Raw genomic sequence first — 18,657 nt, forward strand, 5'->3', positions numbered from 1 at the left:
CATTTCACCCTTTGCGGCCCAAATAGTTAATAATTTGCTGTGCAGGCACTTTGGCTTCCTGCTTCAGCTCTGTAATGCCTTCTTCGCGCTCCTTCAACCACTGCGAGCGCTGATCCAGCAATTTGGCCACCGTTTTGGCCAGTTTGTCGGCATCCAGCGCCTTCGTATCGCCCACCGACTCACTGTCCAGGCGCAGCAGGAACTGGTCGATCTTCGGATCGTACGAGATACCGACAGGCGGCACGTACTGCGAAGCCGCGTAGATCAGGCTGTGCAGGCGCATGCCGATCATGACATCGCACTTGCTGACTTCCTGCAGCATAAGCTGCGGGTCGGTCAAATCCTGCGTGATGCTGATTTCGCTGCCTTTGCCGGACACGTCTCCGATCATTTCCATCACGAAACGCGAAGCCTGCTCATCGCCTGGCAGGTGAAAGGGCATGAAACGCAGATGCACGTTTTTGTGCGTGCACAGCTTCTTTAACCCGGCCGCGATGGCATGAAGCTCTTTGCGATCCGATTCCCAGAAACGGACCGAGACGCCGATCACCGGGAGCTTGCCGTCCTTGGCCTTGGAAGACGATACAGATGCATTGCGATTTTGTGTTTCGTCAGGCAGCGGAAGCCCCATCACAGGGTCCGGCACCACATTGATCTTGTTCCACTGCAATCCGAGCTGGCGCAAATATTCGGCCGATTGCTCGTCCCGCACGGAAATGTATTTACAGCTTTTGAAAACCGAACGAATCATCGGATTAAAAATCTTTCGATTCACCGGCCCTATGCCTTGCGCATAGATAAAGGTCGGTTTCTTCATCCACTGGGCCAGCTTGATCACGCCAAGGTAATACGGAATGGACTTCAACCCGGTCGCGTCCTGCAAAAGGCTTCCGCCGCCGCTGATCAGTCCGTCGCTTTCCTTGATGGCTTCGCGAACCTCTTTGAACTTCATCCGGTGCACGGACCGCACTCCATACATAGAGGCGGTCGACTCCGGGTCAATGGAAAGCACGATCGGCTCGATCGTTATGCCCGAGCGTCGGCTCTCCTCTTCCAGCGATGTCAGGATAGATTTCAGCACCGCTTCGTCTCCGCTGTTGCGAAAACCGTAATATCCCGAGATGACTAACTTTTGAGAAGTGGTGACCATTTTTTCCAACATCCTTCCGCTACTTGCCATACACCGATGGCGATGAGTCCGAAGATCAGGCCGATGCCCAGCCCCATCACGCCGCGAATAAGCGACAGTACGGCCGGTGTATGGATATGCGCAAACGTATCAACCATGGACAGCTGTCCGATGGCTGCAATAAACAGTACAAACACGACATTCCGATATTTTAATGCAGCGAACACACCAACGATAAACAGCGGATGTCCCAGCACGAATTCCTTAAATCTTGGACGAACGCCGAACGTATCCTCCAGCGCCGTACGCAGGAACATTTCAAACGGCGTCACCGAACCGGCATTGCCCGTGCGGGTCAAATAATAATACCCTGCGCCTGCGGCAATCACGGCGAGTACTACCATCAAAATGTTAATCCGAGTCAACAGCAAACCTCTGATCTGCTGAACAGAGATGGTGCCCTTACCCCGATAAAACAGGATATAAATGGCAGCCAGGCCCATTGGAGCAAAATGCAGCAAACTAACGCCGCGGAACTGGTTAATAACCAGGCTATACGTAATATTGTTCAACAGCGCAATCATAAAGGGAACGGCGAGCAATGATAAAATTGAAGTTCTGACATATAAAATCAATGATTGTTTCAGTCTGCGACCTGCCGGCGCATCCGGATTGCGTCTCTGTTGTTCATTCACGGAGCGAACGGCAAGAATGACCGCTATGGTCGGCGCGCTAATGGCTACCAACAACGCTACGCCCTGCTCCAGCAATGTTGGTTTCAAGAGGAAGAGACCTGCGCTTCCCACCAAACCAAGCGCAAATACGAGCAGCGTAATCATAGGCACGAAATAGGAAACCATCAATGAAATCATGGCAAGCGCACCAATCAAGGCAACAAGCTTGGCAGGACGCTGGATCGAAGATTCCTTCACGGTGAAGGCTTCGGCTTGTCCAAGTTCAAAACCATGCTTCGCCATGCGTTCAACGGCATGTCCCGGTTCGCCAAGACTGTTGATCAGGTTGTCGATTGGGTCGGTGATCATCGCTTTGGCCGTATTCCGGCTAGGTGCTGCATTCATATAAAGCATGCGAATGTTGCGATCCTTCGTCGCCAAGACGAAGCGGTCGGCAATGACATTCACGTCCAGGTTGGCATCCGCATCGCTAAGCGAGTACAGCCGGGTTACGTTGTAATCCGTTTTGTACGCGAGTGTCGCAAACCCGGACTGCGGTTTTTTCAAATTTTCGATGGCAGCCAGGCCGATATGATGTTCGTTCAGCAGCTGTGCGAACTGGTCCAGGCTTTTCGTCTCTGCATTATCATTGTATCCTTTTACGGCATCGCCATCAAACAGGATGCGGGTTACCCCATTCTCTTCGAAATAGGTAAGCAGTCGTTCCATCGATTCCTGGTTGTACGGAACGCTGTCCGAAATCCGGGGCAAAATGTGGAATCCGTATCCCCGCAGCATTTCGATCGCGCCCGGATCAGGCATGAGCGGCTGCATGTTGGCATTTTCCGGAGGTGTCTGCAAAATCAAACCGCTGCGGCCTTCATATTGCCATGGAACAACCGGGATCTCACGGTCCGTAAAGGTTTGCTCGATAATCGGCGCATAGGTCTGCGCATTCTCTTCGCTCGTGAACACCACATACGTATAGTTGTCATTGGATGACACGACTTCTTTATTCGCCGTGGCGATATCCGCACCGTTATATACCATCAACTTCCGTGATTTTCGCAGCTCGTCGAGCGAGCTCTCGAACACGGCCATCGTCGTAATTCCGGCCTCTTTCAGGCGCGGCAGCTGTTCTTTCAGAAAATCCTGGGGATGAGCCTGATAGGTCGAGATGTCCAGGAGTCCCCGGTAGTTAAAGACCAGCTCCACCTTGTTGGCCGAATTCTCGGTCTGCACCCGATCCGAAATGACGGGAATGGTCGCAATCAAACCGATGATCACGACGATCCACAACCATTTCCGGGAAGCATTATTCCATTTAAGCCATTTTTGACGCACTACATGTACCTCCTCAAGTGTTGGAACCAAATTGCACCTTTCGCTCAACATCAATTCCATTCATCATTGCTGCCAGAATCCGGATATCAACAGCTTGCGTCAACAAGCCTTCTTATATCCGGACGATTGCACCGGCAAACGGTTCATTGCTTGACTTCCGTTCACATTCCAAAGAAAAAGCCTCTCCGCCAATCAACCTTTCGGTGCGGAGAGGCTTTCTCGCTTGCATGCGTGTATTGCAAATTCAAATTATTGGGCGTCTACCCGTGCCATGACTTCGGCAGCGAGGCGATCGATGCGGCTCTCCGCATCTTCCAGACTCTCTCCACGAACGGCAAAATACACTTTAATCTTCGGTTCCGTACCCGAAGGACGCAGGCAGAACCAGGAGCCGTCTGCCAATATGAATTTCAGGACGTTTTCCTTCGGCAGGCCGTCCAAGCCAAGAGAGTAGTCCAGCACGTCCTGTACGGCCACGCCTGCAACTTCTGTTGGCGGATTGCTGCGCCAGTCGCTCATTTTGCCTTGAATCTGTGCAACACCGTCCTTGCCTTTCAATGTGCGGGACTCCAGTCTTTCCAGGAATGTGCCGAACTGGCTGTAAAGGTCCTGCAGCACATCGTAGAGCGTTTTGCCTTGATTTTTGTAATAAGCGGCCGCTTCCGCGATCAGCATCGAAGCCAGGATGGCATCTTTGTCGCGCGCATAATTGCCTGCAAGGTAGCCGTAGCTTTCTTCGTAACCGAACAGGAACGTATGACTGCCCGTTGCCGCGAATTGGTCCATCTTTTCGCCGATATATTTGAAGCCCGTCAGGGTGTTCATCACTTCGGCGCCGTAGTGCTTCGCAATGACCGCACCCATCTCGCTGGTAACAATCGTTTTAATGACAGCGCCGTTGGCCGGCATTTTGCCGGTTTCCTGCAAACGGCTCAGCAAGTAGTGCACCATGATGGCACCCGACTGGTTGCCAGACAGCACGAAATATTTGCCGTTGTTGTCCTTGACGACCGCACCCATGCGGTCCGCATCCGGGTCCGTTCCGATCAGAATGTCCGCGCCGACGGACTCGCCCAGCTTCATCGCCAGCGTAAACGCTTCGCGCTCTTCCGGGTTAGGGGATTTCACGGTCGAAAACTCGGCATCCGGCTGCTCTTGCTCGGGAACGATGTACACCTGCTCGAAACCGATCTGCTCCAATACGCGGCGTACCGGGATGTTTCCGGTTCCGTGCAGCGGCGTGAAAACAATTTTGAAATCGCGGCCGATGCCGGATTGGATCAGTTCACGGCTCAGGCTAACGCTGGCCACCGTTTCCGCGAATGCGCGATCTTCATCGTCTCCGAGCCATACGAGCAGTCCTTGCGCTTCGGCTTCTTCCTGCGTCAGCTTTTTCACGTCAGCCAGGGAAGGAACCTCCTGAATGTATTGGATTACTTGCTCCGCCTCATGCGGAACAAGCTGACCGCCTTCATGGTTGTACACTTTGTATCCGTTATATTCCGGCGGGTTATGGCTCGCCGTGACCACGATGCCTCCGGTGGCTTGCAGATGCCGCACGCTGAATGACAGTTGAGGCGTAGGACGGAGCGACGTAAACAGCTTGGCCACGATGCCGTTGCCTGCAAGCACCAGTGCTGCGTCAAGCGCGAACTCCGGCGAGAAGTGACGGGAATCATGCGCAATGACAACGGAAGGTCGGCCTTCCTTGTCTCCGTGCTGCTCCAACAAATACCGCGCAAAGCCTTGTGTCGCACGCCCCACGGTATAACGGTTCATGCGGTTGCTTCCCGCACCGATCACGCCGCGCAATCCGCCGGTACCGAACTCCAGATTTCTGTAAAAGCGATCTTCGAGTTCCTTCGGTTGATCCTGCAAATCGCGGAGTTCCTGTTTCGTCGCTTCATCGATCGAAGCATCCTCCAACCACTGCTGTAATGTCTGTGCTGCTGTCGAACTTAACTGTTCCATTGCTGCAAACCCCTTCCCACGATATCAATTCATTGATAATGACTTGCTAAAGCGACGCAGAGTAATGTACTCCGTCCGTATGCGCTGCTTATGAAATCAGCTTGGGTCAGACAAGGCAAACATAATTTCGCCTTCGGCGACAACCTTGTCTCCGACTCTTGCCGTAGCTTGGCCTTTTCCGATGGAGCCTTTGAGACGCGTAATTTCGACTTCCAGCATCAACGTATCGCCAGGTACGACCTGACCACGGAAACGGAAGTTATCGAGTCCTGCCAAAAATCCGATTTTCCCCTTGTTGCTCTCCACGTTAAGAATGGCCGCGGCGCCAACCTGCGCCAATGCTTCGGTGATCAATACGCCTGGCATGACCGGATATTCCGGAAAATGGCCGATGAAGAACGGTTCGTTGATGGTTACGTTTTTCAATCCGACGGCGCGTTTGCCGTCCTCCATTTCCACGATCTTGTCCACCAACAGGAATGGGGGACGGTGTGGAATGATGGCTTGAATCTGTTTGCTATCGAGCACGGTATTTTCTCCTCCCGGGGCTATTGATAGGATGCTTTTCCGTTATGGCTGACATTTTAACACCAACGACTTAGCCGTTCCGGTTACGGATCGTTCTTCCGATCGCTGTTGTCTCCGAATTTTCCGAATGGTTTGAAAGGAGGTTGAAATTCGGAGACAAAGGCGAACGCTTCGCTTCTCCAGAATCGATTCCGTCCCCCGCCACTAGGTCGTCAAAAAGAATCATCCCTAAAACAAAGCACCTATCAAGTTCATTTTTTATTTTTCTTTTGCATAAAAAACTCATTTCGCGTCCACACTAGTATTACCCTTCATGACTGCAGTAGTGAAGGTTAAGATAAGGGGTCTCTCTTCGCGACGACAATCGTCTTTCGCAGGGGAGGCCTCTTTTGACGTCAAAACGTCAAACGTCACCCACCATTATACTGTTTTCAACGCCAAAAAGAAAACTCCTGCCTGCGCAGGAGTTTTCGATCCATTTCACCGCTTTATGGGGCGAACACCAAATCATATACATGCTTCCAGGTATCCAGCTCGAACACGGAGCCGAAATCCTGTTTGCCCAGTACCACATAGCCGGCCACCATGCCGCCGCCGAGGGCCAGAACAAGCAGGAATGGAACCAGAAACCATCTCAGGACCCGCCATCCGCTTTTCTTTTTCTTAACCTTCGTCTTATCCGGCTTCTCATTCTGCCGCTGTGTATCTGTCATTGCATTCACCTAGGCTCTCAAATTGTTGGCAAGGCCCGCCATGGAATCACTGGATGTCAATGCTCGAGCTGCCAACTGATATGTTCGTTGCCCTTGCAGTAACAAAGCCATTTCCTGCGTCAGATCGACGTTGGATTGCTCCAGATAGCCTGGACGAATGTTTGCCGTTGAAGGGCGAGTTGCCGCATTCGCTCCAAAGACGTCATCTTCGGTCAGCCCGGCACCCAATCCGAACAAATTGTCCGAATACTGTACCAGTCCTTCAGGACGTTCAATGTCAACGACTTGCAGCTGTGCCGCAATGGTTGCGTTGGCCGCATTGCCTCGACGAACCAGCAGATTCCCGTTTTCGTCGAAAGCGACTTTGCTGTTGTTCGGAGCTGTGATCCGTTCACCGTTGCGTCCCAGCACAAAATATCCTTCGCCGTTCACGAGCACCATCCGGTCCGGATCGTTCGGATTCGCTTTAGGTCTCGTGTCTTCCACGAAATGGAATGCGCCTTGACGCGTCCACATTTTTTGCCCGTCTACCTCAACGGCAAACATCGCGTTTCCTTCAATGGCCAGATCTGTAGGATTTCCCGTTTGGTTGAGCGATCCCTGGCCCATGTCCTTGGTCAAGTTTGCCAAACGTACGCCAAAACCAAGATTGTAGCCCATCGGGGATGAGCGTCCATCCAGCTTGTACTTGTCCGGTTGTTGCTGCACTCGGGTAAGAACGTCCTCAAACGCAGCTTGTTTGCTTTTATAGCCTGCCGTATTTACGTTGGCAATATTATCGGCAATAACATCCAGCCGCTGCTGAATGCCCGTCATGGAAACCATGGCGCTAATCATGGAATTGTTCATCCGCGGGTTAACCTCCCTGCTCTGCTCGCCAAGCACATTCCGCTCTCGGCGCTGCAGCAATAATCATATGGTAGATGCCGGCGTCGTTATACGCGCCCTACTTCGTTCACGGCCTTGTCCAAACTGCGATCATAAAATTGCACCATCTTCTGGTTCGCTTCGTATGCGCGATAAGCGGCGTTCATGTCAACGGTGGCACGCGAGGCATCCACGTTGGAGCCTTCCAAATATCCTTGACGGATCTGCACGTTGTCTCCGGCGGCCATCATTCTAACCGTAGCTCCCCCTTGACCGTTCAGGCTAAAGTTGCCGTCACCTTCACGCACCAGCTGGTTCGGTTGGTCAACCACACTGATTCCCAAAGTGACTCCCGTCGGATCACCTGTATTGACATCGACCAAGCGTCCTTGCCCATCCACTTTAAATTGCTCGACCGAGCCTGTCAATACAACCGGCTGACCATTATTGTCCAGCACTTCTGCTCCCGTGGAGCTCAGCAGCGATCCATCCCCTGTAATCTGGAAATGCCCGTCGCGCGTATATCTCGTATTTCCGTTCTGGTCTCTAACCGTAAAATAAGCCTGCGGCTGATAAAGAACCGTTCCGTCCTCACGCACGAATTTGCCGGATTCATTAAAGGCAACCGGTTGTCCTGTCTGCGGATCGTTAAGGGTCAGGTCGGAGGAAATGGCGAAATCGTTCTTCTGCCCGCTTTCCATCAGGGTTCCCTGCACGTTCATGGACAAGCTTTCTTCCGCAAATACCCCCGTGTTCAGCCGGCCAAGGCGCTTCGTCGGCACATTGGCATCTCCGCCCACCAGGCCGATCAGCATTTCCGGAAAAGAACGGCTTACGCTGTTGACCTGTTTATATCCTGTTGTGTTCATGTTCACGATGTTCTGGGTGGCGGTGTCATGGCGGCGCTGCTGCGTAATCATGCCGGCAGCGGCGGTATACAGCCCTCTTAACATGGAGTAATCCCCTTTCTATCCTATGCTTGTCCTACGTAAAAGGAAGAAAATATGCCCGTTCCATTCTTCCTTCCGGACAACTCTTTGATGTTTATATCGGCAGATCAGAACTTTTTCTTAACGACTTGATCCAAATTGTTCAGCATGATTCCCGTTCCCTTGACGACGCAATGCATCGGGTCCTCTGCTACCCATACCGGTACGTGAAGCTCGTTGGTTAACAGTTCGTCCAATCCATTGAGCAGCGCTCCTCCGCCCGTCAACACAACGCCCCGGTCGATAATGTCCGCCGACAATTCCGGCGGTGTCCGCTCCAATACCGATTTGGCAGCCGCGATGATCGACTGCACCGAATCCCAGAGCGCTTCCTGTACCTCACTCCCCGAGATGGTGACTGTAACCGGTAAACCCGATACCATGTCACGCCCGCGAATATCCATTTCTTTTTTCACTCCGTCCGGATGGACGGAACCGATGGCGATTTTGATATCTTCCGCCGTACGCTCGCCGATCATGAGTTTGTATTTGGCCTTAATGAATTTAATAATAGCTTCGTCAAACTTGTCCCCTGCTACTTTAATGGAAGAGGCGGTGACAATATCGCCCATGGAAAGCACGGCAATATCCGTCGTTCCGCCGCCGATGTCCACAACCATATTACCGCTCGGCTGAAAAATGTCCATGCCTGCGCCGATCGCCGCCGCCTTTGGCTCTTCTTCCAAAAATACTTCTTTGGCACCGCTGCGTTCGGCCGCCTCACGGATCGCTTTCTGTTCCACGGAGGTAATGTTCGTCGGCGCGCAGATCAAAATACGCGGACGGCTGTACCAGTTGCGCGCCCCCACACGATTGATGAAATGCCGCAGCATGGCTTCCGTGATTTCGAAGTCCGCGATAACGCCGTCGCGCAGCGGTCTGATGGCAACAATGTTGCCGGGCGTGCGTCCCACCATGCGACGCGCTTCTTCTCCCACCGCAAGGACACGCTTCGTATCGCTTTCAATGGTCACGACAGAAGGTTCGTCGAGAACGACCCCGCTTCCTTTCACGTGAATGAGCACGTTCGCCGTGCCAAGATCAATACCGATATCCTTGCTTAACATAAAAGAGCCCCCAAAGTGATATTATTTTGGTCAGCGTATCCTGTGAAAAAGAGTCCCTTATCACGTCACCGCTCGTTCGACAAAGTGCAGCATTTATATGTAAAAATCGGGCTGATAAGATGTCATAATTCGATCCTGTACCAGCTTTTAACATATCATACTTCAGGGGAGGGATTCAATCCGTTTGTGAGCTTTTTGGCCTATGTCTTTTCCCGCTCCTTCATGATTTGGCAGAAGCCAATACTTCGCGTTTTTTTCCGCTTGTTTTTTTGTATTTGATTTTGGTTGCTTCCCCGCCCCGCAAATGGCGGATCGACTTGTGGTACTCCAGAATATGCTTCACCTGGTCAGCAAGATCCGGGTTGATTTCAGGCAGACGCTCCGTCAGATCCTTATGCACCGTGCTTTTGGATACGCCGAATTCTTTAGCAATGGTTCGGACCGTATTTCTCGTCTCAACAATGCAGCGACCGATTTTAATGGTCCGTTCCTTGATGTAATCGTGCACGCTCCCGCCTCCCTACTGTGTGGATAGTTTGGTACATTATATGAGGGGCAGGTCTAGATATTCTCGGTTTGGAGCGTGACATGCTTCAAAGGTCCCATTATTTTAACAAAAGCACAGAAAAGAGCAGAGGGACAAACCCTCTGCTCCTTCATGCGGATCAGGCATAAACCATTTTACTTTTCCGGAAGGTATCCTTGCGGATTAACCGGCTGTCCGTCTTCGTACACTTCGAAGTGAAGGTGATTACCCAACGTTTTGCCGAGTTCGCTCACGCCGGCGGAAGCAATGGTGTCTCCCAATTTCACTTCATCGTTTTGTTTCACTTTGACGTCGGCCAAGCTTTGGTAAACCGTTTTGAGATTTCCATCGTGCGTAATTTCCACGACTTGACCCGTCAACGGGTTTTGTTCAACTCGGGTAACTTTGCCGCCGAGCGCTGCTTTGACTTCGAAGGTTTCATTATCCCCACGAGCCAGATCCACGCCTGTATTCGGAATGAATGTGTCGTTGTACTGAACCATCGCCGCCTCATGCTCTTCGGCAGATCCTTCATTGTCATAGAATGGTCTCACGACCGAGACTTCCGAAGGGTTGCTTACAGGCCATGCAAAATTCTCCGACTTCGCGACCACTTCCACACTTTCCTGACCCTCTTCCGCTGCTGTTTCTCCCGTAGCTACGGAGCCGTTTTCTACTACACCCGTGGGTTTGGATTCAAGCGTCTTTTGGCTTGTTCCCTGATAGACCCAAACTAAGGTTAGTATAATACCTGCTGCCGCGATGTAAGCTGCCGGGAACACCCAGCGTTTGGACATTGCTCTTTTCCATGAAGAAGGCTGGCTTGCCGGTACTCCTTGAGTTGTTTTAGGAGTCTCTTCCTGGATGGTTTTTTTGTTTTGTTCATTCATCTTGATCACCTCAGTAACAAGTGTTACCGGGTGCAACTCTTTTATACACGGGCGACTCTAATTATTTTCACAAAGCTTTCAGAGAGTGCTATACATGCCTAATTTGCCGGATTACACTGTGCCACTACGCTGTCAGAACAATCTTCCGATTGCTGTTATCCCTGGATTTCTATTATTCCTTTATATAAACCGTACTAATCAATCCCAAGAGGCCACTACGAGTGCAGTACCATCTTCCGATCGCTGTTATCCCCGGATTTTTTTGATTCCCCTTCTCTAAGGGGGAAAATCCGGGGATAAAGGCGAGCGCTTCGCTTCTTCAGATTTATTCTGCCTGCTCCGTTCTCGTGTAATCTCAATCCGATAGAGTATAGCCAAGTCTTGAAAGCTTTGTGATTGGGCTGGGTATGGTAGGTGGCTTGGTTCTAGCTTACCTCGCCATTAAAGGCCTAGTTGATCTATAAGGCTGAAGTACAGCTCACGTCACCTGCCGGGCATGCAGCCTATCCCATTAATGAGAATCTGGTATGTTTAAAGATCAGATAGAGATTGGGGGCTTATCAGGAAACAAGTTCTTTTTTGTGGAGATCCTCATCCGATCTCTCTGGGGTTATTGCTTTGCCAGCATCTTGGATGCATGTCCAAAGGAGATACCCGTATAGTAGTGCTTCAGGATCTGCGTTGCGGTATACCCCTCCTGCGCCATGCCGTTGGCTCCCCATTGGCTCATACCGACGCCATGACCGTAGCCGTATGTCGTAATCCGCACCTCATCCCCTTCTGCCGCCCAGGTGAACTGGCTGGACCGCAGACCGAGCAGGTTTCGGACTTCCGGTCCGCCGAACACTTTGCTTCCGATCCGCACTTGCTTGATTCGATGTCCTGCGGTCGTGGACAGCACTTCCATCCAGGATCCGCCGTTCTGGGCCGTTGCGGGAATCGCGTCATCGCCAAGCTGCAGTTTTCGAAGGATTTCGGACCGGCTCATCGTCACGGTCTCTTCGAATCCCGGAGCTACCTTTTTGTCCCAGGGGCTGTCCACGCTTTTCAGATAGGGTACCGCATTTCCCCACACATCTTCTGCATTTTCCGTATAACCGTTGCTTGTCGAAAAAAAGGATGCCGTAATCGGCTTGCCTTGGTATGTCATCACGGTGTCCTTGCTCTCACGAACGGCCTGCTGCAGCTTCTCCCAGTCCTTCGTTTTTCCGAGCTTTGTCCACTCGGTCTTCACTTGATCCGGCGGAAGAAAAACCTGATGGCTTACGGTATCGGTCACGTCAGCGACCCCACCCGGCACGCCGCTTGTATCGTTGGCCTCCAGACGTCGAACGATAAATGTGCGCGCTGCGATCGCCTGGGCTTTTAACGCCTCTAGCTGGAAGTCCGAGGGCATTTCCGCCGCGATTACCCCCGCTACATACTCTTCCAGAGGCAGGTTCATCGTAGTTCCTTTACCCGATAGGTACACCCGCACCTCCGCCTCAGGATACGCGACAGGTACGACGGGGGAAGGTTTGGAAGTTGAAGTTTGCTCCTGCACCGCCGAAGCCGGAGAAGGTGGAACCTTGATGTCATTCGGCCAGACCAGGATCGCCGGTATAATTAATGCCACCCCCACCAACGCGGATACGGCTGCCACAGGTTGCCACCTCCTAGGATTACGCTGACCCCATCCCCGATTCTGTCCAAACACCTTCATTCGCCGCCTCTTAACGACGCGATAATGATCCAGTTCTATAATAGGCGCATGAGCCTGCTCCTCGCGCATCCTTGTTGGAAAAGGCTTGTCTTTTTTCTCAACCGGCTGCAGGGCAGCCTCGGCTTCTGCCCCGTTCTCTACTGCTTCTCCAACCGTTGGAGCGTTGAGGGGCAATTTGACCTGTATACGCGCTTCCTTCATTTTCGTTAGCCCTCCATTGTCGTAATCAGCCTATGAACTCATCTTTCGTTTTCATTCCATAGTTAAGAGTATGAGCGTTCACGATCTGGTAGAACCCGATTTGAGAGAAACGCCTGCTAGCCCGGTGCCTAAAAAGAAAAAGATGGAACTTTAGGAGCAGCTATTCATAGAATCAGCTCCTAAAAAGGAGTATCTCTCATTTGGCATCGTAAACGTGTCCTATCTATCCATTAAAGAGGCAAAAAAAGAGCCAAGCTCTAAGGCTTAGCTCTTTCATGTATTCCATTTTAATCATCTTTTGTTCATTAAGCCCAGGTTGGTTGGACCTTGAACATCGGCACTTCGTCCTCCGGTTTCTCGTTCGGGGTTTTGACCGATTCCAGCTTCGGCTCATCGACGGAAATCCGATAGATGTCGGCACCCAGTCCATTCAGCTTTTCCGCCAAATGTACATAACCGCGATCGATGTGATGCACGCCGCCAACTTCCGTCGTACCTTCAGCAACCAAGCCGGCAATGATCAGGGCTGCCCCTGCTCTCAGGTCCGTTGCGGTTACCTTGGCACCCTTCAGTTTCGCATTGCCCGTGACGATCGCCGAGCGGCCCTCCACCTTGATCTCCGCATTCATCAATTGGAATTCATCCACATGCATGAAGCGATTCTCAAACACGGTTTCCGTCACAACGCTTGTTCCTTCGGAAGCAAGCAACAAAGCCATCATCTGGGACTGCATATCCGTCGGGAAACCAGGGTACGGCAATGTCTTCACGTCTACCGCTTTGAGTGGACGGTCTGCAACAACTCGTACGCCATTTTCGTCAGGAATAATCGTGACGCCCATTTCTTCCATCTTGGCAATGACTGAGCCCATGTGATCCGAGATGGCACCTTCGATGTATACGTCTCCGCCAGAAATGGCTGCAGCAGCCATATACGTGCCCGCTTCGATCCGATCCGGGATGACGGTATGCCGAACACCGGTCAGCTTCTCCACGCCTTCAATGCGAATAATGCCTGTTCCCGCTCCGCGAACCTTGGCCCCCATACCGTTCAGGTAGTTGGCTAGATCCACGATCTCGGGTTCTTTTGCCGCATTCTCCAGAATGGTTACCCCATCTGCAAGAGTAGCAGCCATCATAATATTTTGAGTAGCTCCAACGGAAGCTACATCCAGATAAATTTTAGCGCCGCGCAGCCTTCCTTGGCTACGTGCTTCGATGTACCCTTGGCCGAGGCTGATCTCTGCCCCCATAGCTTCAAACCCTTTAAGATGTTGGTCAATCGGCCGCGTGCCGATCGCGCATCCGCCAGGGAGAGAAATTCTTGTGTGCCCCATACGCGTCAATAAAGGCCCCATGACCAGAAAGGACGCCCGCATTTTGCTTACCCATTCATACGGTGCTTCACAGGAAGTCAAATTCTCCGCATTCACGGTAATCACTTCGTCCCGGTATGTAACCTTGGCTCCCAGCGATTCCAACACTTTATTAATCGTCATCACATCGTCTAGAGGAGGCGCGTCTACAATGACGCTTTGGCCTTTTTCCCCTAAGAGAGAGGCAGCGATGATCGGAAGAACGGAATTTTTAGCGCCGCTAACTTTGACACTTCCGGTCAATCTTTTGCCACCGCGGACGATAAATTTGCTCATCATGGTTCCCTCCGCGCTTTTATTCCCTTTTCTTCATTCCGAAATGCATAAGCCCCTCCAAAAAAACGAAAGGACCATGACTGTATATGGAATTTCGACATTGTCTGGTAAGAAAACACCTTGATGTCTGATCAGAAAAGATTGGTTTATGATCCAAATAGATGATACCACATGTCGTGACGAATGCCTCTGGACGTTTGAAATAAATCATGAATGCCCAACCGGCCTGCGACCTTGTTTTTCGGGATGATTTTTAGCCGGATTGAACCGGGTATCCCTTTATAGCCTTCAAATTTAAAATAAAAAATGTGAATTCCCTAACTTCCATCATAACACCGTTGAATTGTTGGTTACAAGCATTTTTAGAGAAAATGAATCAAAACCATCCAATTTTGTGTCACATTTTTTTCCCAATCGGCAATTGTCCTTCAATCTTATTCTAATTGTTAACACAATCAATCGATGTTATTCGACAACGACGCTGCATGAGAGCCTAACAGATGATTAACCAACCATATCTTCTTCAAAACAAATAGCGAAGCATCTGGGTCCAGGACATATAGTCAATGACGAAACCGGATACCGCATGACCAACGATAATCGCCAACAACAAATGCAGCAATCTGCCTTGAGGTCCTTTCGGCTGCCTAATGATGAGTTCCAGCTTTAGATTTTGCAAGGCCCACCACGCCACCGCGATACACAACAGCGATACACAGATCGAAATCAAGCCGTTTGCGCTTAATGTCTGGTTTACCTGATTCGTCAGATCATTATCCATATATTCATTACCTCCGCATTTGTTACAGCAATCCGAACAATTCAAATTGTCCTTCACTACCTAAGCATGATATGGCCTTCTTCCAAAGTTATCCCACACATTTTTTTGCATCATCTGACTCTATGGAATATAGGCTCTTTCATCATACCTTGTCAATTACATTGATTTCCACTTTACTAAACTATTCTAAAATCAAACGGTCAGGATTAGGTAACCAAAACGACATAAAAGAGCGTTTTTTCGATATCGAATTTGTCATTTCCTCGGAAATAATTCCGGTTTTCGCGGCCAAAAAATGGTTCTCTAAGTGGTAAAGATACCTATTACTTTAGTCCTATATCATAATCAATTATGTAGGTTTGCTAATCAAAAACTAGAAAAAAAACCCGCAGAACTATCCCCTAATCTCCCTTTTTAAGGAGGTTATACGGATCATAGAAGACGTTTTCGTGAAAGAAACTACGCCTATTCTAACCAACGAAAAGGTACATATTCCCACGATTCGCTCGATCCTCTCGATCCATCACAACGCATTTAAACAAGATCATCACCGTTACGATGTTCAAGCACGCATCACAAGAAGAACTGCAACCTTAAAAAGAAGCCCGGCAGTTAGACTGCCAGGCCCCTCATAATTGTTTATTTGCCGTAAACGTTGATCCGGTTAATCGCTTTTTGCAGTGCGATTTCTGCACGACGATGATCGAAATGATCCTGATTGCTCTGGCTGCTAAGCCGGCGCTCCGCCCGCTCTTTTGCCGCACGAGCACGGTCCACATCGATGTCCTCCGGAAACTCGGCGCTCTCTGCAAGTACAACAACCTTATCCTTACGGATTTCAATAAAGCCGCCACCTACGGCAACCAGCTTTTCTTGCTTTCCGTTTTTGATCGTGATTGGTGCGATTTGCAAAGGAGTTACCAACGGAATATGCCCTGGCAGAATGCCAAGCTCCCCTTCAACACCACGAGCGATAAGGCTATTCACTTGTTCGGAATATACAAGTCGCTCTGGGGTAACGATTTCCAACAATAAGGTGCTCAATTCCATCCCTCCTGAAAACTATCCGAAGGATAGCTCACTTCATTAAGGACAATCCCGGATCGGATTATACCAAAGTTTTGGCTTTCTCCACTGCCTCTTCAATGGTGCCCACGAAGAGGAAAGCTGCTTCCGGAAGATCGTCATGCTTGCCTTCGAGAATTTCTTTAAAGCTGCGCACCGTTTCTTTAACCGGAACGTATTTACCCGGAATACCGTTGAACGCTTCGGCAACGTGGAATGGTTGGGACAAGAAACGCTGGATTTTACGAGCGCGGTAAACGAGCGCACGGTCTTCCTCGCTGAGCTCGTCCATACCCAGGATTGCGATAATGTCCTGCAACTCATTGTAACGAGCCAAGATGCGTTTAACGCCTTGAGCAACGTTGTAATGCTCTTCCCCTACAACCTCAGGGCTGAGGATACGAGAGCTCGATGCCAATGGATCTACCGCAGGGTAGATACCCATCTCGGAAATTTTACGCTCCAAGTTCGTCGTTGCATCCAAGTGAGCAAACGTTGTCGCTGGAGCCGGATCCGTATAGTCATCCGCAGGAACATAGATCGCTTGGATCGATGTTACGGAACCTTTTTTCGTCGATGTGATCCGCTCTTGCAATTGACCCATTTCCGTAGCCAACGTAGGTTGGTAACCTACCGCAGAAGGCATACGTCCAAGCAAGGCCGATACTTCGGAACCCGCTTGGGTGAAACGGAAGATGTTATCGATAAAGAGCAGCACGTCACGGCCTTCTTCATCACGGAAATATTCCGCCATGGTCAGACCCGTGAGGGCTACGCGAAGACGCGCGCCCGGCGGCTCGTTCATTTGTCCGAAGACCATTGCCGTTTTGTTGATAACGCCGGAATCGCTCATTTCGTGATAAAGGTCATTACCTTCACGCGTACGCTCACCAACACCCGCAAATACGGAGATCCCGCCGTGCTCTTGGGCGATGTTGTTGATCAGTTCCTGAATCGTTACGGTTTTACCTACACCGGCACCACCGAAGAGGCCGATTTTACCACCTTTAGCGTAAGGGGCCAGCAAGTCGATAACTTTGATTCCCGTTTCCAGCATTTCTGCTTGGGTCGTCAGTTCGTCGAATGCAGGAGCCGCTCGGTGAATCGGGTTTTTCACTTCTGCTTTGACTTCGCCATTCGTATCAATCGCTTCGCCAAGCACGTTAAATACGCGACCCAGAGTTGCTTCCCCTACTGGTACGGAAATTGGAGCACCTGTGTCTACAGCTTCAACGCCGCGTACAAGTCCATCCGTGGAAGACATCGCAATACAACGCACGCGGTTGTCACCCAGATGTTTGGAAGCTTCCAGCGTAAGGTCGATTGCAACGCCGCTTTCGTTCTGCGTTTTGATCGTAATGGCATTGAGGATTTCCGGCAGGCCGCCGCGTTCAAACTCGACGTCAACGACCGGACCCATGATGCTCACAACGCGTCCTTTGTTCATCTTAACGTTCCCCTCCTACAAGCCTGCTACTTTTGCAAAAATAAGTTCCGTTCATTCATCCTTGCATTGCAAGCTTTCATATATAAACACGCCCATTTTCAACGAGCCGAACCTTGCTCCCACTTCTTTGAAAGAAATGAGAATGCATCTTTAACTTTGTGCGTTGGCACCTGCCACGATTTCCGTGATTTCCTGCGTGATTGCTGCCTGACGGGCACGGTTATAGGTCAATGACAGATCATTGATAAGTTTGGATGCATTTTTGGTTGCATTACCCATGGCTGTCATCTTCGCACCCAACTCACTTGCTTTACCGTCCAGGAGCGCGCCGTAGATGAGCGTTTCCGCGTAACGCGGGAGCAGCACCTCGAGCACAGCTTCAGGAGATGGCTCATATTCGCAGCTAGCCACCGGGCCTCCTGCCGTGGATACCTCTGGTGTTTCCATCGGAAGAAGACGGTCCACCGTAGGGATCTGGGTCAATGCATTCACAAAGCGGTTATAGCAAATGAACAACTCATCGAATTCAGCCAGTTCAAATCCATGAACCGCTTCATGTGCGATCGATTTGATATCCGCAAATGCAGGTGAATCAGATAAGTCGGTTGTAGTTGCAGCCATTGCGATATCACGTCGTCTGAAGTAGTCCCGCCCTTTGCGGCCGATGACGAACAGAGCGTACTCATCCTTGGATTTATGCTTCTCCTTAAGCGTTTGATTGACCAAACGCAAAATATTCGCATTGTATCCTCCCGCAAGACCGCGATCTGATGTGATGACCAGATAAGCCGTCTTTTTCACCGGACGACTGTCAAGCATCGGATGTTTGATCCCCTTGGTGCTCGTAGCAATGCTTGCCACAACTTCTTTCAACTTCTCAGAGTAAGGGCGTGCTGCTTCAGCTCGTTCCTGCGCTTTGCGCAGCTTGGCTGCCGCAACCATTTCCATCGCCTTGGTGATCTGCTTTGTACTTTGCACACTCTTAATTTGCCGCTTGATTTCGCGCATGCCTTTTGCCATGATTTCACCACCTTAAAACTTTGGCAGAGCCAAAGTTACTTCGAAAGCATAAACTCAAGTTTTGACAGAGTCAAAACTACTTCGTAAGCAT

The 18,657-nt window shown here is 50.6% G+C and carries 16 protein-coding genes; all 16 read right to left on the reverse strand.

Features of this window, described 5'->3' with window-relative positions; translation table 11 throughout:
* Positions 1-4: 4 nt before the first annotated feature.
* The 16 genes from csaB to atpG all read right to left on the reverse strand — a co-directional run bounded on the left by csaB (position 5) and on the right by atpG (position 18,566).
* On the reverse strand, positions 5-1,150 hold the full coding sequence (gene csaB, locus RSX24_RS23715; RefSeq protein ID WP_343261979.1) for a polysaccharide pyruvyl transferase CsaB: 1,146 nt from the start codon (positions 1,148-1,150) through the stop codon (positions 5-7).
* Positions 1,126-3,147, reverse strand: a complete 2,022-nt coding sequence (locus RSX24_RS23720) for a DUF5693 family protein (RefSeq protein WP_343261980.1) — start codon at positions 3,145-3,147, stop codon at positions 1,126-1,128. Before RSX24_RS23720 ends, csaB begins: the two co-directional genes overlap by 25 nt.
* Positions 3,148-3,396: 249 nt before the next feature.
* Positions 3,397-5,118: a phospho-sugar mutase gene (locus RSX24_RS23725; protein ID WP_236412999.1), complete on the reverse strand. Its 1,722-nt coding sequence runs from the start codon at positions 5,116-5,118 to the stop codon at positions 3,397-3,399.
* Between the two features lie 96 nt (positions 5,119-5,214).
* Positions 5,215-5,646 (reverse strand): 3-hydroxyacyl-ACP dehydratase FabZ, encoded by a 432-nt coding sequence (fabZ, locus tag RSX24_RS23730; RefSeq protein WP_236413000.1) that lies wholly within the window; start codon positions 5,644-5,646, stop codon positions 5,215-5,217.
* Positions 5,647-6,134: 488 nt separating this feature from the next.
* Positions 6,135-6,359, reverse strand: a complete 225-nt coding sequence (locus RSX24_RS23735; protein WP_236413001.1) for a DNA-directed RNA polymerase subunit beta — start codon at positions 6,357-6,359, stop codon at positions 6,135-6,137.
* A 9-nt stretch (positions 6,360-6,368) separates the two neighbouring features.
* Entirely contained in the window at positions 6,369-7,208 is an 840-nt protein-coding gene (locus RSX24_RS23740) for a flagellar hook-basal body protein (protein WP_236413003.1), read from the reverse strand.
* A gap of 86 nt (positions 7,209-7,294) precedes the next feature.
* The gene (locus RSX24_RS23745; RefSeq protein ID WP_339274960.1) at positions 7,295-8,179 is read right to left on the reverse strand and encodes a flagellar hook-basal body protein; all 885 of its coding nucleotides are present in this window, start codon (positions 8,177-8,179) and stop codon (positions 7,295-7,297) included.
* Positions 8,180-8,283: 104 nt separating this feature from the next.
* Positions 8,284-9,282, reverse strand: a complete 999-nt coding sequence (locus tag RSX24_RS23750; protein ID WP_236413006.1) for a rod shape-determining protein — start codon at positions 9,280-9,282, stop codon at positions 8,284-8,286.
* Positions 9,283-9,502: 220 nt separating this feature from the next.
* The gene (gene spoIIID / locus RSX24_RS23755) at positions 9,503-9,790 is read right to left on the reverse strand and encodes a sporulation transcriptional regulator SpoIIID (protein WP_024632710.1); all 288 of its coding nucleotides are present in this window, start codon (positions 9,788-9,790) and stop codon (positions 9,503-9,505) included.
* Positions 9,791-9,963: 173 nt separating this feature from the next.
* Complete coding sequence (locus tag RSX24_RS23760; protein ID WP_343261981.1) at positions 9,964-10,698, reverse strand: peptidoglycan DD-metalloendopeptidase family protein; 735 nt, start codon at positions 10,696-10,698, stop codon at positions 9,964-9,966.
* A gap of 610 nt (positions 10,699-11,308) precedes the next feature.
* On the reverse strand, positions 11,309-12,601 hold the full coding sequence (gene spoIID / locus RSX24_RS23765; protein ID WP_343261982.1) for a stage II sporulation protein D: 1,293 nt from the start codon (positions 12,599-12,601) through the stop codon (positions 11,309-11,311).
* A 305-nt stretch (positions 12,602-12,906) separates the two neighbouring features.
* Positions 12,907-14,253 (reverse strand): UDP-N-acetylglucosamine 1-carboxyvinyltransferase, encoded by a 1,347-nt coding sequence (gene murA / locus RSX24_RS23770; protein WP_236413706.1) that lies wholly within the window; start codon positions 14,251-14,253, stop codon positions 12,907-12,909.
* Between the two features lie 523 nt (positions 14,254-14,776).
* Positions 14,777-15,034, reverse strand: a complete 258-nt coding sequence (locus RSX24_RS23775) for a DUF1146 family protein (protein ID WP_339274966.1) — start codon at positions 15,032-15,034, stop codon at positions 14,777-14,779.
* Between the two features lie 639 nt (positions 15,035-15,673).
* Positions 15,674-16,078, reverse strand: a complete 405-nt coding sequence (locus RSX24_RS23780) for a F0F1 ATP synthase subunit epsilon (protein ID WP_236413013.1) — start codon at positions 16,076-16,078, stop codon at positions 15,674-15,676.
* Between the two features lie 64 nt (positions 16,079-16,142).
* The gene (atpD, locus tag RSX24_RS23785; RefSeq protein ID WP_236413015.1) at positions 16,143-17,546 is read right to left on the reverse strand and encodes a F0F1 ATP synthase subunit beta; all 1,404 of its coding nucleotides are present in this window, start codon (positions 17,544-17,546) and stop codon (positions 16,143-16,145) included.
* A gap of 150 nt (positions 17,547-17,696) precedes the next feature.
* A complete protein-coding gene (atpG, locus tag RSX24_RS23790) occupies positions 17,697-18,566 on the reverse strand; it encodes an ATP synthase F1 subunit gamma (protein WP_236413017.1) in 870 nt (289 codons plus the stop codon).
* Positions 18,567-18,657 lie beyond the last annotated feature (91 nt).

Origin of the sequence: Paenibacillus hubeiensis (assembly GCF_032334105.1) — a bacterium.
GTDB lineage: Bacteria > Bacillota > Bacilli > Paenibacillales > Paenibacillaceae > Paenibacillus > Paenibacillus hubeiensis.